This window comes from Francisella opportunistica (assembly GCF_003347135.1).
Lineage (GTDB): Bacteria > Pseudomonadota > Gammaproteobacteria > Francisellales > Francisellaceae > Francisella > Francisella opportunistica.
In genome coordinates this window covers 603426-621424 of the sequence record NZ_CP022377.1, presented here as the reverse complement: position 1 = coordinate 621424, position 17999 = coordinate 603426, and the positions used below count along the sequence as shown (strand labels likewise).

Genomic DNA, 17999 nt, shown 5'->3' with positions numbered 1-17999 from the left:
GTTTTATATATGGATATTAACACTATATCAGCAACTTTGATAAATAATTCTCTACCAATAATTACAGCTTTTAATATTTTAATTCACATTTTCTGTGGTCTAGGAATCGCTAAAGATATTCCTAAAGTTTTAGATAGAAGGCTTACAACTATATTACTACCTAAAAATATATGGATTTTAGTTGGTTTAATATTTGGCATATGGGGACTATTAATATATTGGCTCTTTCACCATTCAACTTTTTCACGAGGGTAAAGCTAAGTCACCAAAAACTTCTTTTCTTAGATTACTAATATCTTTTCTAATGATATCTTCAACAATTTCTTTAGTAAGAGTATGATCAATGTTTTTAATACAGCTTACATTACTCCATTTACTCTCAAAAAATTTATTATCAACAATTTGATCATTCTCTGCCAAGGTAACACGGATAGCCTCATGAAACTTACCTAATTTACCATTCATCAATAATAAAAAATATGCTCCAAGCATTTTTCTAAACTTCACTTTACTAAGCACACGCATAGTTTTATGATGAATAAAAAATGGCGTAATCAAGTGAAGTTTCTCATATAGCTCCTCATCTATTAATGATGAAATACCAGCAGACATTGATACCGCGTAAATTAGATCATAATTACCGGCACTAACCTTGTATTTATTAATAATCCGTTTTAATTTTCTTCTAACAAAAATAGGTCGTCCTAAAGCAACTGTTGTTACCTTAACTTTTATACCATCAACATCAACATTCTCAACGCTATCACCTTTACTATAATAGCCTCTTATAACTAATATATTTAATCTATCTTTATTCATTAAGCTTTTTCAATAAGTTCTATTTGATAACCATCTGGATCTTTTATAAATGCAATAATCTGCGCACCACCTTTTACAGGGCCTGCCTCACGAGTTACAACGCCACCTTTTGCTTTGACATCATCACAAGCCTTATAAACATCCTCTACTTGCATGCACAAATGCCCAAAAGCATTACCATGATCATACTCATGCTTACCCCAGTTATATGTCAGCTCTAGAACTGTATGATTAGAGATATCTCCATAACCTAGAAATGCTAAAGTATATTTATATTCAGTATTATCAATTTTTTTCTGTACCGTCATTCCTAGTACATTCGTATAAAAATCCACAGACTTCTCTAAGTCTTTTACTCGTAACATTACATGAGCAAAGCGCATCTGAACTCCTTGTCAAAAATTTATTTGTTATTGATGAACTATTTTGCTATATTATAGCAGATTTTTAATCCCCTGTTCGCAACTATCCAGGGTTAACAAAACTATAGGAAAATAAATGACTAATTTTCAAATTTTAATATTATCCACACTTATTGATTTTTCAATTTTATTTTTATCTTTCAAGCTTTTTGGTAAAAAAGGAGTTCATGTATTTATAGTCATAAGTGTAATTGCTGCAAATATCCAAGTTAATAAAGGTGTTGCTTATGATATCGCTGGATTTCATATTATTGCAACACTTGGTAATGTTATGTTTGGAGGCATTTTTACCGCTAACGATTTACTTAATGAGAAATATGGTCGACAAGAAGCACGCAAAGCTGTATTAAAGTCAATATTTTTCGGGATATCATTTATGTTTTTTATGTTTATCTCAACATTATCTACTAGTTTGAATGATCCTTTTTACAATGATGCTAATAAAGCACTTAACCTATTTTTCTCTATCGATGGTGGAGCCTTAAAAGCTGTGATTATTGGTAATATGGTATATCTAATATCGCAACTTTTTGATGTACTTATTTACTCAAAAATAAAAAGCTATAGTTCTGATATAAAATGGCTATGGCTGAGAAACACTGGCTCAACTCTAATATCACAAATACTTGATACAACTCTTATTACTTATGGGTTTGCATTTGCTGGGGTTTTACCAATGAATTATGCTTTTGACATAATAATATCAACATTAGTAATAAAATATATTATTGCCTTAATAAATGCACCTTTATTTTACATTTTAGCATTTACAAAGCCTCGAGAAGCATAGCTTAAAGCAACCAATATTTAACTAACTCTTTATTAGCCCTAATTCAACTAAACTATAATAAACACCATCATTATAATTTGTTTTAGTGATTAAATCGGCTTTTTCCTTTAATTGTGGTGAGGCATTTTCCATTGCAACTGCAACATCAACCCTATCAAACATTTCTAGGTCATTATTACCATCACCGAAAGCATAAGTCTCATAGTTTTCCAGACCTAAATACTCAACTACTTTATCAATACCATTAGCTTTTGTATGGCCAGCCAGATAACAATCAACGTAACCATGCTCATTATGTGGTGCGGTGACATAATCATCACCAAGTGTATGCTGCAACGCAACTACATCGACATTTCTACCTAAAACCAAAGCATTATAGATTGTTACATTATATAGGTTATGTGCCGTAATAATTTTGTCTTTATTGACAATAACATTATCATAAAAATAGCTAAGATCATCTGATTCAAGGTTATTTACATAGGCGAACTCACCTTCAAAGAGCCAGTCATGATTATGTTTCTCACAGAATTTTAAAACACTATCTATAGCACTTTGCGGGAAAAGTTTCTCATAGACAAGTTTATCGTCGACTCTTACAACTGAGCCATTAGCAGTAATAAAACCATCCATAGGTAGCTCAAGAACTGCTGATGGAATAAAGCCCTGTGTCCTACCAGTAGCTATGAAAGTTTTATAACCTTGTTTTCTGAGATTTTTTATTGCATGGATATTTTTTTCTGAAACACAAAGTTTGCCTTTGTTTTCATATACTAAAGTACCATCAATATCAAAAAAGAACGCTTTATTTTTCATTTTTCTCCTTAATAATCCAAAATTATTTGCTATTACCTTACAAGTGGAAATCTATTAGTTTAAGTTAATATTCCAAAGTTAAGCGTAACTATAGAACATTATATTTTTAATAAATAAACATCGCATCGCCGTAACTGAAAAATCTATATTTTTGAGCTATGGCATGATGATATGCTTGCATAATTTTGTGTTTATCGGCAAAAGCACTTACAAGCATAATCAAAGTAGACTTTGGTAAATGAAAGTTTGTAATCATTGCATCTACAACATTAAACTTCTTACCAGGATATAAAAAGATATCCGTCTCACCTTGATAAGGTTCAATCTGACCGCTTTGCCCTGCTGTTTCAATTGAACGCACCGAAGTTGTACCTATAGCTATAACTCTACCACCATTTGCTTTTGTTTGCCTGATTTTTTGACAAACATCTATTGGTACAGTTATTACTTCAGCATGCATTTTATGACTCTCGACATTATCAACTTGTACTGGTTTAAAAGTTCCAGAGCCGACATGCAAAGTTATATAAGCAATACCAACACCTTTATCTTTTATTTGTTGCATTAGCTGTTGTGAAAAATGTAAACCAGCTGTAGGCGCTGCAACTGAACCAAGATCTTTAGCATATACAGTTTGGTATCTCTGGGCATCAAATTCTTCATCTTCACGCTTCATATATGGTGGTAATGGAATATGACCAAATTCTTCCATCAGCTGATAAATATCTTTGTCGCCTTGTAATTCAAGTAAATACATTCCACCATCTTTGCCTAAAACTTTTGCTGTCGTATCCTCAACATATATTTCGCTACCAATAGCCGGTGAGCGATTAGCTTTGATATGCGTTTCAAAAACTTTTGGTGTTTTGATCCTTTCTATAAGGTATTCAAGCTTTGCTCCGGTAGTTTTGTTACCATACAAACGCGCTAACATTACTTTACTATTATTAAAAACAAGTAAATCTTTTGGCGTTATAAAATCAATAAAATCAGTAAATCTATAATCTGCTATCTCACCTGTTTGCTTATTTAACTTTAGTAGCCTACTAGCATCGCGATTTTCTAATGGATAGCTAGCAATCAGCTCTTCTGGTAATTTATAATCAAAATCATCCGTTTTCATTTTTTACCTACATTTATACTAAACCATAAAAATCTAGTAGTTCTTGTTTCATGTCTCTCTCAAAATCTTCCATATTATCACCATATTCCAAATACCTATATGGTTTGATATTAAAACCTACCAACTCAGTTTTCTTATGTTTTATAAGTTTTATTCTTTTAGTTTTATCTTCACTTTGCTCAAGTCCCATAGCATAACCAATTTCATGATAAACATTACCATTGATATTTTGCTGCTCATCATCACTTAAATTTGCTATGAGTAGCCCACATTCTTTAATTCCATCTAAAACATCTTTAGGAATATTATTTGCATTTACTTTAGGCTTTCTATCTATCCTTAAAAGTTTTAAATTTATATCATACTCACTATTTATCTTACCTACGACGTTTTGCAAAGAATTATAAGGATTTTCAATCCTACTTTCATAATTAAAAGGCATAGATACAAAAATAGTATGTGTTAGAGTTTTTAAATATTCTGAAAAAATTTTATATATTTCTTTTCCTTTAACATAAATATTTAAAAGATTTTGCTTTAAAACCCAATTTTTATATACCTCTAGTCTTTGGGGTGAACAATTACTTTCTAAAAAAGTCCTAATACCAGCAACTAACACTCCTTTGTTAAGTAGATTATCGTCTTTACAAAAATCAAAACATGAAATAACTCTATCAATAGCGTTTTTAATTTTTTTATCGCTTAGTTTATGTAATTGACTATTTTTATAAGCTTCTTCAAGAATATCATGAGTAGTTTCATAAGGCTCTTTTTGAACCTTTTCATCAATCCAATCTTTATTAAAATCTATTCTCCCTAATTTTCTAATCATTGGATAATAATCTTCAAATTCTCTTATCAGATCTTCATCATTATAAATATAGTGATTTTTATATTTACCTTCGATAATCCTTTTTATATTTTGCTCCTTTGATATAGGAAGCTGCTTATAATTTATATTATTAAAAATAATTGGGGCTGTTTTTTCATAATTCTCATTATTAAATATAATAATAGTAAAACTAACAACCATAGACCCTATTTCTTCTCTTGCTGCTTCCAGCCTGTGATTTCCATCTATTCTGAACAGTGGAGTATGATTATCCCTAATATATAATGTAAAAAACTCAAACTCTTCCGAAGCTCTTGTTGCTTTTACTGATTTGACCTTTTTTATAAATATAGAAACGCTTTCAGAAATATCTAGTTTTGAAGACTTGCTATCTATTAGCTTGGCGTTAAATAGTTCAAAATCTGCTATTTTTAAGGCAAAAGTTAACTCAGGAAAATATCTATTTTCAACCTCTTTTTGTATATACAATTTTAGTTTTTCTAAATGTTGACTATCAGCTTCTCTCTGATATGATTTATCAGGTTCTGAAACTTTTATAAGGTCTTTTATTCTTGCCTCTCCTCTTAGACAAATATTTCCAAGCTTAGAGTTTATTATTCCTTTTAGTTTTATAGCCATATACTACTTCCTAAATCATTTTCTTTTTTAATATTCTCCTCTCGGTCACTGAGCGAAGTCGTAGTGTGAGAGGAGTACTCTGCTACACAGAGGGAGGTGTGTTATTAGCACCCAACTTTTTACAATAATCTTTCAAATATCTCATTACACCATCTAGATTCTTCTTAACATCTATATTTTGTATATATAAAACTTAAAATCTCCTTTTAGCCCAAAGACCCCTGAGTGCTTCGACTACGCTCAGCATATACTACTCAAAGGGTTAATCTTTATTTTTACAATGTGTTTCATTCATACATTCTGCTAGAGCTTGTAAATTTTCAGGGAACTCATTTATAAGAGCCTCCTTTTTAGCTCTGCTCCATTTTTGTATCTGCTTCTCCCTACCAAATGCTTCGTCTATTCTGCTATATTCTTCAAAATAAACTAACTCTACTGGTAGCCGTTTAGCTGTATGTTTTGCGCCCTCTCCATTCATATGCTGATAAAGTCTATATTCAAGGTTATTAGTGCTTCCTGTATAGTAGGAATTATCACTACCTTTTAGAATATACATATAACCTTTCACTTTATTCACTCCAAATGATTTATCTATAAAAAAACAAGTTGGCTGAGCGGAGTCGAAGTCTTGTTTTTTATAATTTAATAAACTACTTTTATATTCGACCCTTCGACTCCGCTCAGGGGTCTTTAATAAAGTTATCTTAGCTTAACGTGGGGTGTGTTCTAAAAGCATACTTTATCACTTAGGTTTACTATCATCTGCCACACCTCCCCTTGCTATGCAAGGTACTCCTCTCACACTACGACTTCGCTCAGTGACCGAGAGGAGAATCATCCCAAAATCATCTTTTCTATCTCTGCTTTTGTAGCTTCTAAATCGGCTATAGCCTCTTGTTGTAACTGCTTTGCCTCTGCTCGTATAGCTGAGATATGTTCTACTATCTCCTGCTGAGATATTTCACCCGCCTTTGCTTGTGCTGGTGTAAGTGGTGGTAGTGGTATTTTCACTTTCATCAAATCACTTGCATAAACATGTGGTTGCCCAGCGCCCTGTTGCAAACTATAAATATCATCTTGCTTTAATTTTAAAATTTCAAAAATATACTTATTAGAAACTAGTTGCTCATCTTTTGACCATAACACAGAGCAGTCAGAGGCAAAAATAGGATAATCGTGATACCAAACATACCCAGAATATGCCCCGCTTGCACTAATTGTTATAACTTCTTGATTATAGTTAAAGTATTTATGATTATATGGACTTGTTTTACCTCCAGCAATAACAGGATATTTTCCATCTTCTATATTACTAGATGTAATACTTTGACCCTTTTTAATGCTACATAAGTCTTTTAAACATACATTATTAAAAATACCACCTTCGACTTTTAAAAAACTATTTTTCATATCTTGCACATCACATCTACCACCACTAACTTCACTAAAATTTGTGGTAAAAATTCTAGCTTGTAGTGAATTATCTTTTTCTGGTAACTCTATACCAAGCTTATCTAGTAAATAACTATCTATACTAGCTAGTAATTCTTTTGCTTTTTGTTCTTTTTGCTGCTTTTGTTGATAGGCTTGTTCATATTTTTGAACTATTTGCTTTTGAATTTCTGGGCTTGGTAATGGGATTAGTATATTTTTTATATCTTCTGTTTGTAATCTTGGTAAGGTATTACCTGTCATTAAATGTTTAGTCTGAGAAACCACTAGGTTAGATTGCAAATAGATATATAGGTATTTATTATTTAGGGAGTCTAAAGCACTTTCTAAAACATGAAACTCTGTTGAACAAAGTCCATCAAAAGTAGCTAAATAAACCTTATTCAAGTAAGGTCTTAATTTAGGAAACAGTATCTGATTTTTTTTAAAAATATTAGCACTACTTATACTTTCCTTTGCTTCTGTTTTAATATAACTCCCTGTATTACTTTCTATATTTTCCAAACCTATATAGATATCACCATCCGAAACTTTATTTGTTATTCTCTTAGAGAATTTTGCAACTCTTTTTAATGACTTACATTCTATTTTTTCTAAAGCATAAATAACATCAAATCTATCTCTATGATAAGAGTGTGGATCAATCCTATTTTGTAATTCAGAATAATCCACCAAAAAAATTCTATTACTATCTACAGAACTATCAAGTTTATATTCTGCCATCTTCAATATCCTTGATAAATTTTGTTAGATGCTGCTGTATTTCATCTAGCTCATTATTACCAGTTTCTTTACCTGTTGCATCATAGCCAATATTTTCAGCTATCGCCATAAATATCGGATAATCAAGATTTTGAGATTTTATTTGCTCTTTTCTCTGCTCCTGATATAGATCTGTTAGCTTTTCTTTGAAATCTGCTAACTTTTGATTATATTCTGCTGAGATTTCTGTTTTCCAATCTTTAAACTCTGATGTTTTTTCTATAGCTTTTTTATCAGTCTCTGCTGTAGTATTTATAAAGCCTGTATGATTTTTTATAACCTCTTTTTTCTCAGCTTCTATAGCTTTACAAGTATTTTCATAATTTTGCGAATCTTTAATATTATTTTGTAAATCTACTTTTAACTGCTTATAAGCTTGGCTTTTTTCTATTGGCCATTTTCTTAAAAAAAGTACCGAACTTTTCACACCTGCGCCATTTGCAGCAAATGCTGTTTGTGGCATAGACACTACAGCTACTAACCTAAACCAGTCTTCTATCTGATCTCTTACATATTGTAATGAGCTATTTGTAAGTATTCCATCAGGTATAACTATCGCGACAAAGCCATTTTCTTTTAAAAACTTATAACACTGCTCTATAAATAGAACCTCTGTGCTTTGTGAGTCCTTTTCTTTGCTTTTTTTAGTTTTTAGATCAAGCCAATCTATTTCTGTATTACCAAAGTCAAAAGTTTTTAGATAATTTTTTTCAGATTTTTTGACCTTACTCCCAAACGGTGGATTTGTAATAATAAAATCCATAGAATTAGCTTTAAATTCTTTGTTTGTCTTTTGCATCTCATCAAAACTAACTAAACCATCACTAGCTATTACATTTGTATGACCATCATCATGGATAATCATATTCATTTTAGCAGTTCTAGCTATTTGCTCATTTATTTCTATACCAAAGAGATTCTTTTCTGCAAAATCATGCCAATAATTATGGTGATATTTTGCATCATTTATATCAGTTTCAAAATCAGGATACTCTTGATCTGCCTGTTTTCTAACTTTATCCAAAGCATGCAGTAAAAATCCACCACTACCACAAGACGTATCTAACACTCTATCAGTATTTTTGATATTTAAGACATCTACAACAAACTTAACTATAGGTCGTGGCGTAAAGTATTGACCAAAATCTCCTCTAAAAAAACTTCCCATAAAAGTTTCAAAAGCTCGACCTTTACTGTCCAAATCAGTTTTATTAAGATTTACACCCTGTAGATAATTTACGATTGTTCTAATTCTAGAATCTGATAGCCTAATGTCATCTTTAAAGACTTCTTTATCAAACTCTTTACCACGATTGTAGATATATCTTACTCGTTCAGCTAAAGCCTTATTTGTACGATAATCCTCAGCTCTCCCTTTTTCTATATCTTCTTTAAGAAGATCTTCTTGTATTACTTGAAAATGATACACCTCCCCTTTTTTACGAGCTTTTTTATTATTGCCCTCAAGGTTATATCTTTCATCCCAAATTTTACAAAATATTAGCTTATCTAACTCATCAAACGCCTCAGAAGGATTTAGCTGACCTCCTGCCCAAAGTGCATTATGCGCTTGCTTAAAGATTCTGGTTAATTCGCCTTCAGAGACGGTTTGAATATCTTTAAACTTTTTATCTTTATAAGCTTTGTATTTGGCGTCTTTACAAACCTCACCTTTTGCATACTTAAATGGTGGTACTCTATCTTCACCAAACTTAGGAATATCTGGTAATGTTTCTTTTAGATTTTTATCTTTATCAAACCTAAAATAATCATTCAAAATACCAGATGTAACCCAAATATATTTAATAGTTCGAGAAATAAATCTTGCATAACTAAAAGCTTGATTTACTGCTTGGCGATATTCTGATTCTGAAACCTCTTGTTTTTTACACTCTACTATTAATTTAGGCTTTTCGTGTGCCTTATCATCATAAACAACCATGTCTACTTCTTTCTTAGTAGAGCCATCCGTTATAACTTCAAATTGATTTATATATTCTGGGCTATAATCATAGTCATACACTAATTTTAAAAAAGTATCTGCCTGTATTCTTTCTTCCGGATTATCTATATTTCTTGATCTATCTTGGAATACATAAGTTATTCTTCTATATTCATCATCCAATCTAATATGATTATCTTCTATACCTTGCTGTAAATACTTTATTTCTTCTTTTAAAATATCAAATTTAGTTTTCTGGTGTTTAACTTCTAAATCATTACTCATATTTATATTTTCTCTTTATGATTATAGATTTACATCATTTAAATAGATCCCAGAGCGGAGTCGAAGGGTCTTTTTTTATAGTGCCTGCTTTACAACTATGCTTTTAACAATACTATTTTTATCAACAAACTTAAATCCTGCTCTACGCGCTTTTTTGAGATATTGATTATCGCTAGCAAAGACTTCTTTAAATGCTTTCATCAAAGCTATCATCTTAGTATTATCAAGCTTACGCTCACGCTGATACTTGTCTAAAGTTGAAATATGACCAATCAGACGACCCTTTGCAAAAGCCTCACTCAAAACTCTAGTCAGTGCAATAGCATCCTTAAAACCTATATTTACCCCTTGTCCTGCTAATGGATGAATTGTATGTGCTGCATCACCTACTAATACCACATTGTTTTGCATATAACTCTTAACGTGACGCTCTATTAACTCAAAACTAAATCTTTTTGATAGCAGACTAATATTACCAAAGCTATTATCAATTGCCTTAGTCAGTTCTATCTCAAATTTCTCAGCTGGTAAACTCATAAGAAAGTTAGCATAATCAGTCTTTACAGACCAAACTATCGAAGCTTTATGTGAATCTGCCAAGGGTAAAAAAGCTAATACGCCTTTATCATAAAAGCGCTGATATGCTGTTTGCTGATGGTCTTTTTCAAGCTCAAGCGTTGCAACTATTGCAGTATGTTTATATGGTTTAACTTTAGTTTCAAAATTAAAATAATCACGAATAAAAGAGTTAGCTCCATCTGCACCAATTATTAGACTAGTTTCGATTGACAAATCCTTGTCATCCTGAACTTGATTCAGGATCTCGCCATTATGCTGATTAGAACCATAGGAGTAAGATTCAGGATCAGGGTCCGGAATGACTGTCTGTAGTAAGAGCTTTTCAGTATTACCATTTCTTTGGATTTTATGGATTTTTTGATTAGCAAAAATCTCAATGCCCGTATCAGCAATTTTCTCTATCAAAGCTGCAACGATTATATCATTTTCAACAATACAGCCTAAGCTATGCTCGGCTATTTCTTCGGCGGTAATATTGATACTCTCATTAGCAACATCATCCCACACGCGCATTTGATAATATGGTGATATACGCTTATTTTTGATACTATGCCAGACGCCTAAGTCTTGCAAAAATCTCTTTGAAGTATGATTTATAGCACTAACTCTTGTTTCAACTCTATCCGCGCTTAAAGGCTTATGATTAATCTCTTTTGCTTCAATAAGTGCTACCTGCAAACCATTTTGGTGCAATGCTAAAGCAAGGCTCAAGCCTACCATACCGCCACCGACAATTACAGCATCTTTTTGAATATTTCTAACCTTCATCTTCAACCACCTTTCTCATTAGAGTTGAGCCTTTGCTAAGTTTACCCATCATAACTCTTGATAAAACTTTTTTAGCCAACTTGCTTCTTTGTAACAGGTGTAAACCAGCATTTCTACTTGCAACTAACTTAGTATCATTAGATACAAACCATTTTATAAAACCATGAGTAACAAAAATTGTCCTATCATGATCTGGTTTTCTAACTTTGGCAAATTCTACTAAAACAGCGGCAATTGAATTCTGTGAAAAATCACTCTTTGCAAGCAAATCATACAAAAAGCCGATATCTCGTATACTTAAATTCATTCCCTGACCAGATACTGGATGCAAAAAATGTAATGCATTACCAAAAAAAAGTACATTGTCTTTATAGATTTGCTCAGATTGGACAAGATATAAGGGAAAGACTGCAGGTTTTGAAATAAGTCTAATCTCTCCTAATCTGTAGCCAAAGCGATCTTGGACTAGCTGTTCAAACTCTTTACTACCTAAAGCTAACTTTGCTTTTGAATTATCTCTATTAATAGTCCAAACACAGCCCATAGTAGTTTTTGCCTTAGGTAACATTGCTAAAACTCCATCAGTCATAAACCTTTCAAAAGCTGTATTATCATTTTCAAGTTCTGTCTGAATATCAAAAACAAGCGCATCTTGTTGATAATCAGTTGTCTTAGCTCTGACATCTAACATTTTTCTCAAACTTGAGTTTGCGCCATCACAAGCGATTATTAGCTGTGCCTTTATAGTTTTAGTCTGTCCCTGCTGTTTGACTACTAGAAAGTACTTACCATCGTGTTTATCTAAATCAACGACATTTGTTTCAAAAGATTTGATAATATTTGGATTATCAGCAACACTTTGCAAAGCAACTGCTAAAAGCTCTTGCATCGGTGCAATAGCACCTAGAAATGGCAAATTTTCATCTTTAGCAAATATCTCAGCTCGACCATATCTACCTTTATCTGAAACATGAACTTTTTTAATAGCTTGAGTTTTACTCGCAACCTTAACCCACAAGCCAAGAGTATTTAAAAAAGCTATTGATGAATAAGACACCGCGATACTTCTATTATCATTTTTAACTTGTAGCTGATCTTTTTCGATATGGATAATTTTGCATCCAGTCTTTGCTAGAGCTAGAGAAGTAAATAAACCAACTATTCCACCCCCAACAATTGCCACATCATATTTAGTATTCATGTTGATACCTAAATTTTTTCACTATCAATAAGTAAAACTGCTACTTTTGTATACTCAAGCAACTCGATAAAATCTTCTTCACAACCTTCATCTTCACCTAAAGCTTCATAGTCCATATATGAAATTTTCATCAGATCACTAATTGCTTCCTTGATTTCTTTATCTTTTGTATTTTCAAAATCTAAACCAAACAAACCTACTCCTGATAAAAATCCTCTTATCCAATATGTAAGAGCTTCCGCTCGATAAATTAATGGCTCGTTATCCTCTGGAATAAACAAATCAAAACTTAGGCCCTTTTCATCAAATTGAGATTTGGTGTAATCATAAAGTTTTTTCATAGTTTTTAAAGCTGAAGCAGCGACCAAATCACCATCCTCAATCGGCTTAGTCATAAGAGAATCTGACCAAGCTGTAAATTTAACTTCAGCACCAAAACTAAACAAGGCACAAAGTAAGCCATGGGCTTCAGAAGCTGAGCTTAAAGCCTGCATTACTTTTAACGCCTCTGCTACATCTTCAAAATTAGGTTTTTCATTTTTCATAGAGATTAATTTTATTTTATATATATTAGTTAAATATTTTACTGTATCTAGATAATTAGTTATAGGTATTTTTTTTCAAAGTTTCTATTGAAGGCTAGACACCAAACTAGCTATTAATTAACCATGCTCAAATATTTAGGTAACAAAAAACAAGAACTTAAATTAAAAGTCAAGAAATATATCTACCAACTTTTTAGTATAAATTATTTAAAGAGTATTTAGAGTGATTTATAATAAGCATGTAATCAAGAGTTTAGTTGTCTGGGTTATTGGTGGTTTAGTTACAATCTTGTACCGATACTACTTAGAAAAGGGAGCCTTGGTGTTTTGACTAGAGAGCAAGCTTTGATGCTTTAAGCATTGACAAAGAAGCCCAATGTTGAAACTATGGCACCCACCTTGATACAATAGGGATCAAGAATATTGAACTAAAACGGTAATCTGGACAACTAATTTTTACACTTGTAGTCATGGATAAAAATCAAATACGCAAGCAGCTTTTAGAGATTAGAAACACTCTTACAAACAAAACATATCTTAGCGAGCAAATCAGCTTTAAACTAATAGACTATATACAAGCAAATTTTACTAACCCCAAGATAGCCAGTTTTATATCTCTAGAAAATGAGATAGATACCCGTATAATTAACAATCACTTTAAAAATATATATTTACCTATAATCCATCCTTTTATAAAGCATGGGCTCTGGTTTGCCAAAGACTGTAAAAATTATTGCCTAAATAAATATAAAATCAAAGAACCACTCTACTCTCCCAAAGATATTGTTACAGCTTGGGAGCTTGATGTTATTATCGTACCAATTGTTGGATTTACTAGTGATAAATTTAGAATGGGTATGGGTGGCGGCTTTTATGACTATAGCTTAAGCTTTAAAAAAACTCATAAATACCCTTTAACTATAGGTATAGCCTTTGACGAACAGCAAAATAATGCTATTATCATAGATATACATGATATTAAGCTTGATTTAATTATTACACCTACGAGGATATTATAACTATGGATAGTACTACTGTAGCAAAGCAAATCAAAAATCAAATATTATCCAAAGTTGAACCTCAAGCCATAATCGAAGTAATTGATGAAACACACAAACATGTAAAACATAGTGGTTATACACAAGGTAAGTATCATTTCATACTTAATATAACTTCACAAAAACTTAACACCATAACAAAAATCAAGGCGCACACCGAAATATTCAAAGCTGTTGAAGAATTAATGCCATATATTCATGCCTTATCAATAAAAATCAAACCGGAGTGAGTTAATGTTTGATTTTATTATGCATTTCAATGCTCATATTTCCGATTTTGTAAACTCTTTAGGAGTATGGTTTTATATAGTACTATTTTTTATCATCTTCTGTGAAACAGGTTCTGTGTTAGGAATATTTTTCCCTGGAGATTCATTATTATTTGCCGTTGGGATTACTGCAGCTGCTACTGATTTAAATATACACTTTGCTGTGCTTGCAATCTTTTTAGGTGCTGTTACTGGAGATACTTTCAACTACTTGACAGGCAAATTTATTGGCGAGAAACTTTTTGGCACTCATGCTAGGTTTTTTAAAACTGCTTACTTGATAAAAACCAAAATCTTCTTAAATAAATACGGTAGCAAGGCTATTATATTCTCACGATTTATTGCTTTTGTTAGAACTATAACCCCATTTGTTGCCGGTGTAAGCAAAATGAACTATATTAAATTTGTAGTTTTTGGAGTAATTTCTGCAATTATTTGGTCATTCTCCATTACATACACAGTATATTTTTTTAGTGATAATGACTTTGTTAAACACAACCTCAGCCTTATTATATCTTTGATCGTTGTCGTAGTTATTTTCCAAATGGTTTTTAAAGCCCTTATTAATAAAATAAAAGTAAAAAAATCTTAACCTTTGAGTATTATTTTCTTATAATCTAACGACAAAACATTCAAAAACGTAACTCATGGATACAATCTCAGCATTATTAAATATTGTCTTGCATCTAGATCAATTTATTAGCACTTATATAAATATATTAGGTAACTGGACTTATTTATTGCTTTTTTTAGTGGTTTTTTGTGAAACTGGGCTTGTGATAACTCCTTTCTTGCCAGGTGATTCATTACTTTTCGCTATAGGTCTTACTGGTGCTGCGACAACACTTAATGTACACCTTGTAGCACCAATACTAGTAGCAGCTGCAGTTTGTGGTGATTCTTGTAACTATTTCTTAGGCCGTATGATTGGTAAAAGAATCTTTAAAGATAATGCAAAAATTCTCAAGACCGCACATCTTTTAAAAGCACAAAAATTCTTTAACAAGTACGGTCCAGTAGCTATTATACTTGCTAGATTTACACCACTTGTGCGAACGTTTATGCCTTTTACAGCAGGGATGGCACGCATGAAATATACTAAGTTTGTAGCAATGGGTATTATTGGTGCGCTTATCTGGGTTTATTCTATTGTATATTTAGCTTTTTTCTTTAGTAATAATGCTTTTGTTAAAAAATATTTTGGCTTGTTCATTATTTTAATTGTTGTTGTTTCTTTGATACCACCAACAATATCTTTTATCAAAGCTTTCAAAAACAAATTACTTGATCGTCAATAAAATTAGTTATTATTAGTGGTATTTAATTTGTTACTTAACTTAAGGTATTTACAGATTTTGAATGTTTCTTAAATTTAGAAATTACTTCTTAAGGTTTAAATAATCTATAAGAAACTTCCTACTTTTTAATTGCTTATCAGCTAAAACATAATTAATACATACCCGAGTAACTCTAGCAATTGCTTTTAAATCATCTTTTGACCATGAACTTAGCGGTTGATTTATTTTCTTAAGGCTTTTGCCAGAGATACTATTTGCAGCAGAGTTGAGATTTTTTCTAAAACCATTAGGAAGTATAATATAACTAGAATCATTTTGTATTAGCATCCCATCAATATCACTATCAACATAGATGCCCTGACCAAGACTATTTAATAACTCAAGCTCAAACATTCTTAATAAATACATATAATTAGCCTCATCTATATTTCTTAAAATAAAATCATATTTACCAAAGAGAATATCTTCTTCATGTGAATAATTTAAAAGTAAATATATAAGTTCATTAATATACTGCAGCGACAATAAATTGATATATGATTTTTGATAAAATGACTCAACAAACTCAATATTATAAATTTTAGCTAGACCATCAGCTTTTTTAGCCACACTTATTTGCCCTTTAAGTTTAACTAATGGTTGATATAAATTAGGGGGTTTTTTATTGATTTTTATTAGTGCTGAGAGCTTGCCAAACTCACGCGTAAATATATTAACAAGTAGTGAACTTTCTCTATATTTGCGCTGATGTAATATATAAAAATCATATAGCTGCTGCATTTATTTTCTCTATAAGCTGAATTATTTGTAGCGCATTTCTAAACTTAATTTCCGGTAAATCAAAATCAGCTATTAGCTTTTCTATAGATATTTGACTTAGATCTTGTTTGTTTTGCAAGCTAAGTTGAAGCCACTTAAGCATAGCTAAGATATACGCATCACCATAAACTCTATATGATACTTTTTTATCACAAATATAAACCTCTACAGTTGAAAAACTATCACTAACGACATATTTAGTTTGTTGTGTTAAGATAACAGCATCTTCGACTTTTACTTTGGCCAAAAGGTTTTTTACTAAATCATTATACATGCACTTCTCCTTGTGGAAATAAAGCTCGCAAAAGTTGTACTTTTTCTTTTAGCAAATTAGCTGCTTGAATAACTTGTGCTTGAGATGTTTGAAGTCCAAAAGATATCCTAAGCGTTGATTCTGCTTGAACTGCTGTCAAACCTATAGCACTTAAAACATGTGAAGGCTCAACCGCTTGAGAATTACACGCTGAGCCCATTGACATACAAACCCCGTCAACTAGAGCTAATAATGTTTCACCCTTTACTCCTAAAAATGTAACACTTAAAATACCCGGATAACTATTTTGAAGGTCTGTATTAATTTTTATATCATCCAATCTCTTAATAATCTCTAAAAAAACTTGACGCATTTTTGCTACATATTCAAAGTTTTGCTCTTTTTTAGCAAACATCTCTTTAGCAGCTGTAGCTAATGCAAATATCTGATAAGTTGCCAGTGTCCCTGCGCGTAAATTAAACTCTTGGGCGCCACCATGTATTTGCTTTATAAGCTTAACTTTTGGCTGTTTTGAGCGTAGATACAAAAAACCAACACCTTTTGGTGCATACAACTTATGTCCAGACACTGATAACAAATCAATATTCATCGCTTTGATATCTATATCAACTTTGCCATAGCCTTGGGCTGCATCAACATGCAATAATATGCCATTTTGCTTTGCCATTTTACCAATTTCTATGAGGTTATTTTTTGTCCCAAGCTCGTTATTTACAGCCATTAAGCTTACAAGTATTGTCTGTTTTGTAATAGATTTTTCAAGTTGCTCCAAATCAACTTCACCAAACTCATTAACATCAATGTATGTAACGACAAATCCCTGTGTCTCTAGAAATTTACAAACATCCAATACTGCTTTATGCTCAGCTTTTGAGGTTATTATATGCCTACCTTTATTTTTATAAGCGTATGCCACTCCTTTTATCGCCAGATTATTTGACTCAGTCGCTCCTGAGGTAAAAATAATCTCTCTTGGTAACACAGCTAGACTGTGGGCAATTTCAGCCCTGGCATGTTTAATTTTATTGCTAACGATTTCTGCTTGCTGGTATGTTGATGAACCAGCATTAAAAAAATCATCGTCACTACTAATTAAATTTAACAGCAAATTTTTGACACTTTGACTAAGCGGAGTTGTCGCAGCATAATCTAAGTAAATAAGACTCATTAGAAATTAATAGTTCTTTTATTTAATAGCTAATATTGCTATTATATCAAATAATTATGTACATAGTACTTTAACAAAATCGCAATAAATTTAAGCACGTGGTTAGAGATGGTAAATCTAGCCAATTTCTTGTGAAAA

Annotated in this window: 20 protein-coding genes, 1 other RNA gene and 1 pseudogene; 7 read left to right on the top strand and 15 right to left on the bottom strand. The window is 31.7% G+C overall.

All coding sequences use genetic code 11. From position 1 onward, the window contains the following. The first annotated feature begins 9 nt into the window (after positions 1-9). Positions 10-255 carry a hypothetical protein gene (locus CGC45_RS03025; protein WP_071628902.1) on the top strand — a complete coding sequence of 82 codons (246 nt, stop codon included), beginning with the start codon at positions 10-12 and terminating at the stop codon, positions 253-255. On the opposite strand, the gene CGC45_RS03020 is transcribed toward CGC45_RS03025, so the two are convergent. Both CGC45_RS03020 and gloA read right to left on the bottom strand, forming a co-directional pair. Beyond that, on the bottom strand, positions 244-819 hold the full coding sequence (locus CGC45_RS03020) for a hypothetical protein (RefSeq protein WP_071628901.1): 576 nt from the start codon (positions 817-819) through the stop codon (positions 244-246). The two genes, CGC45_RS03025 and CGC45_RS03020, sit on opposite strands and share 12 nt — an antisense overlap. Further along, positions 819-1202, bottom strand: a complete 384-nt coding sequence (gene gloA, locus CGC45_RS03015) for a lactoylglutathione lyase (protein ID WP_071628900.1) — start codon at positions 1200-1202, stop codon at positions 819-821. Before gloA ends, CGC45_RS03020 begins: the two co-directional genes overlap by 1 nt. Positions 1203-1317: 115 nt before the next feature. Between gloA and CGC45_RS03010 the strand changes: the two genes are divergently transcribed. Beyond that, complete coding sequence (locus CGC45_RS03010) at positions 1318-2031, top strand: queuosine precursor transporter (protein WP_071628899.1); 714 nt, start codon at positions 1318-1320, stop codon at positions 2029-2031. 21 nt (positions 2032-2052) lie between these two features. Here the strand turns inward: CGC45_RS03010 and CGC45_RS03005 are convergent, their stop codons facing one another. The 10 genes and pseudogenes from CGC45_RS03005 to CGC45_RS02960 all read right to left on the bottom strand — a co-directional run bounded on the left by CGC45_RS03005 (position 2053) and on the right by CGC45_RS02960 (position 12975). After that, a complete protein-coding gene (locus tag CGC45_RS03005; protein WP_071628898.1) occupies positions 2053-2847 on the bottom strand; it encodes a Cof-type HAD-IIB family hydrolase in 795 nt (264 codons plus the stop codon). A gap of 106 nt (positions 2848-2953) precedes the next feature. Beyond that, a complete protein-coding gene (queA, locus tag CGC45_RS03000; protein ID WP_071628897.1) occupies positions 2954-3970 on the bottom strand; it encodes a tRNA preQ1(34) S-adenosylmethionine ribosyltransferase-isomerase QueA in 1017 nt (338 codons plus the stop codon). Between the two features lie 13 nt (positions 3971-3983). Then, the gene (locus CGC45_RS02995) at positions 3984-5441 is read right to left on the bottom strand and encodes a ParB N-terminal domain-containing protein (protein ID WP_071628896.1); all 1458 of its coding nucleotides are present in this window, start codon (positions 5439-5441) and stop codon (positions 3984-3986) included. Positions 5442-5523: 82 nt separating this feature from the next. Beyond that, a pseudogene (locus CGC45_RS09285) lies at positions 5524-5634 on the bottom strand (endonuclease domain-containing protein); the annotation flags it as partial. Positions 5635-5703: 69 nt separating this feature from the next. Continuing rightward, entirely contained in the window at positions 5704-5997 is a 294-nt protein-coding gene (locus CGC45_RS02985; protein ID WP_071628895.1) for a GIY-YIG nuclease family protein, read from the bottom strand. Between the two features lie 278 nt (positions 5998-6275). Continuing rightward, a complete protein-coding gene (locus CGC45_RS02980; RefSeq protein ID WP_071628894.1) occupies positions 6276-7616 on the bottom strand; it encodes a restriction endonuclease subunit S in 1341 nt (446 codons plus the stop codon). Continuing rightward, on the bottom strand, positions 7603-9882 hold the full coding sequence (locus CGC45_RS02975) for a type I restriction-modification system subunit M (RefSeq protein ID WP_084387436.1): 2280 nt from the start codon (positions 9880-9882) through the stop codon (positions 7603-7605). Before CGC45_RS02975 ends, CGC45_RS02980 begins: the two co-directional genes overlap by 14 nt. A 75-nt stretch (positions 9883-9957) precedes the next feature. Next, positions 9958-11229: a UbiH/UbiF/VisC/COQ6 family ubiquinone biosynthesis hydroxylase gene (locus CGC45_RS02970; protein WP_071628893.1), complete on the bottom strand. Its 1272-nt coding sequence runs from the start codon at positions 11227-11229 to the stop codon at positions 9958-9960. Further along, positions 11219-12430, bottom strand: a complete 1212-nt coding sequence (locus tag CGC45_RS02965) for an FAD-dependent monooxygenase (protein WP_071628892.1) — start codon at positions 12428-12430, stop codon at positions 11219-11221. Before CGC45_RS02965 ends, CGC45_RS02970 begins: the two co-directional genes overlap by 11 nt. Positions 12431-12438: 8 nt before the next feature. Continuing rightward, on the bottom strand, positions 12439-12975 hold the full coding sequence (locus CGC45_RS02960; RefSeq protein ID WP_071628891.1) for a UPF0149 family protein: 537 nt from the start codon (positions 12973-12975) through the stop codon (positions 12439-12441). Between the two features lie 255 nt (positions 12976-13230). Between CGC45_RS02960 and ssrS the strand changes: the two genes are divergently transcribed. The 5 genes from ssrS to CGC45_RS02935 all read left to right on the top strand — a co-directional run bounded on the left by ssrS (position 13231) and on the right by CGC45_RS02935 (position 15600). After that, positions 13231-13427, top strand: a non-coding RNA gene (gene ssrS, locus CGC45_RS02955) — 6S RNA. Positions 13428-13445: 18 nt separating this feature from the next. Continuing rightward, on the top strand, positions 13446-13994 hold the full coding sequence (locus tag CGC45_RS02950; protein ID WP_071628890.1) for a 5-formyltetrahydrofolate cyclo-ligase: 549 nt from the start codon (positions 13446-13448) through the stop codon (positions 13992-13994). Positions 13995-13996: 2 nt separating this feature from the next. Beyond that, a complete protein-coding gene (locus CGC45_RS02945; protein WP_071628889.1) occupies positions 13997-14263 on the top strand; it encodes a BolA family protein in 267 nt (88 codons plus the stop codon). 4 nt (positions 14264-14267) lie between these two features. Then, the gene (locus CGC45_RS02940) at positions 14268-14894 is read left to right on the top strand and encodes a VTT domain-containing protein (protein WP_071628888.1); all 627 of its coding nucleotides are present in this window, start codon (positions 14268-14270) and stop codon (positions 14892-14894) included. Between the two features lie 55 nt (positions 14895-14949). Then, positions 14950-15600: a VTT domain-containing protein gene (locus CGC45_RS02935; RefSeq protein ID WP_071628887.1), complete on the top strand. Its 651-nt coding sequence runs from the start codon at positions 14950-14952 to the stop codon at positions 15598-15600. A gap of 81 nt (positions 15601-15681) precedes the next feature. Here the strand turns inward: CGC45_RS02935 and recO are convergent, their stop codons facing one another. From recO to CGC45_RS02920, 3 genes are read right to left on the bottom strand one after another with little or no spacing between them, the layout of a single operon-like run. Next, positions 15682-16380: a DNA repair protein RecO gene (gene recO, locus CGC45_RS02930; RefSeq protein ID WP_071628886.1), complete on the bottom strand. Its 699-nt coding sequence runs from the start codon at positions 16378-16380 to the stop codon at positions 15682-15684. Continuing rightward, positions 16364-16693, bottom strand: a complete 330-nt coding sequence (locus CGC45_RS02925) for a hypothetical protein (protein WP_071628885.1) — start codon at positions 16691-16693, stop codon at positions 16364-16366. The genes recO and CGC45_RS02925 overlap by 17 nt, the downstream gene beginning before the upstream one ends. Then, positions 16686-17861 carry a cysteine desulfurase family protein gene (locus tag CGC45_RS02920; RefSeq protein WP_071628884.1) on the bottom strand — a complete coding sequence of 392 codons (1176 nt, stop codon included), beginning with the start codon at positions 17859-17861 and terminating at the stop codon, positions 16686-16688. Before CGC45_RS02920 ends, CGC45_RS02925 begins: the two co-directional genes overlap by 8 nt. Positions 17862-17999 lie beyond the last annotated feature (138 nt).

What these genes read in the sequence shown, in the direction of transcription:
- CGC45_RS02960 (WP_071628891.1), bottom strand. Translation starts at nt 12,975, where the DNA reads ATGAAAAATGAAAAACCTAATTTTGAAGATGTAGCAGAGGCGTTAAAA.
- recO (WP_071628886.1), bottom strand. Translation starts at nt 16,380, where the DNA reads ATGCAGCAGCTATATGATTTTTATATATTACATCAGCGCAAATATAGA.
- CGC45_RS02985 (WP_071628895.1), bottom strand. Translation starts at nt 5,997, where the DNA reads ATGTATATTCTAAAAGGTAGTGATAATTCCTACTATACAGGAAGCACT.
- CGC45_RS02995 (WP_071628896.1), bottom strand. Translation starts at nt 5,441, where the DNA reads ATGGCTATAAAACTAAAAGGAATAATAAACTCTAAGCTTGGAAATATT.
- CGC45_RS02950 (WP_071628890.1), top strand. Translation starts at nt 13,446, where the DNA reads ATGGATAAAAATCAAATACGCAAGCAGCTTTTAGAGATTAGAAACACT.
- CGC45_RS02935 (WP_071628887.1), top strand. Translation starts at nt 14,950, where the DNA reads ATGGATACAATCTCAGCATTATTAAATATTGTCTTGCATCTAGATCAA.
- CGC45_RS03025 (WP_071628902.1), top strand. Translation starts at nt 10, where the DNA reads ATGGATATTAACACTATATCAGCAACTTTGATAAATAATTCTCTACCA.
- CGC45_RS02920 (WP_071628884.1), bottom strand. Translation starts at nt 17,861, where the DNA reads ATGAGTCTTATTTACTTAGATTATGCTGCGACAACTCCGCTTAGTCAA.
- CGC45_RS02925 (WP_071628885.1), bottom strand. Translation starts at nt 16,693, where the DNA reads ATGTATAATGATTTAGTAAAAAACCTTTTGGCCAAAGTAAAAGTCGAA.
- CGC45_RS02965 (WP_071628892.1), bottom strand. Translation starts at nt 12,430, where the DNA reads ATGAATACTAAATATGATGTGGCAATTGTTGGGGGTGGAATAGTTGGT.
- CGC45_RS02980 (WP_071628894.1), bottom strand. Translation starts at nt 7,616, where the DNA reads ATGGCAGAATATAAACTTGATAGTTCTGTAGATAGTAATAGAATTTTT.
- CGC45_RS03010 (WP_071628899.1), top strand. Translation starts at nt 1,318, where the DNA reads ATGACTAATTTTCAAATTTTAATATTATCCACACTTATTGATTTTTCA.
- CGC45_RS03005 (WP_071628898.1), bottom strand. Translation starts at nt 2,847, where the DNA reads ATGAAAAATAAAGCGTTCTTTTTTGATATTGATGGTACTTTAGTATAT.
- CGC45_RS02940 (WP_071628888.1), top strand. Translation starts at nt 14,268, where the DNA reads ATGTTTGATTTTATTATGCATTTCAATGCTCATATTTCCGATTTTGTA.
- queA (WP_071628897.1), bottom strand. Translation starts at nt 3,970, where the DNA reads ATGAAAACGGATGATTTTGATTATAAATTACCAGAAGAGCTGATTGCT.
- CGC45_RS02975 (WP_084387436.1), bottom strand. Translation starts at nt 9,882, where the DNA reads ATGAGTAATGATTTAGAAGTTAAACACCAGAAAACTAAATTTGATATT.
- CGC45_RS03020 (WP_071628901.1), bottom strand. Translation starts at nt 819, where the DNA reads ATGAATAAAGATAGATTAAATATATTAGTTATAAGAGGCTATTATAGT.
- CGC45_RS02970 (WP_071628893.1), bottom strand. Translation starts at nt 11,229, where the DNA reads ATGAAGGTTAGAAATATTCAAAAAGATGCTGTAATTGTCGGTGGCGGT.
- gloA (WP_071628900.1), bottom strand. Translation starts at nt 1,202, where the DNA reads ATGCGCTTTGCTCATGTAATGTTACGAGTAAAAGACTTAGAGAAGTCT.
- CGC45_RS02945 (WP_071628889.1), top strand. Translation starts at nt 13,997, where the DNA reads ATGGATAGTACTACTGTAGCAAAGCAAATCAAAAATCAAATATTATCC.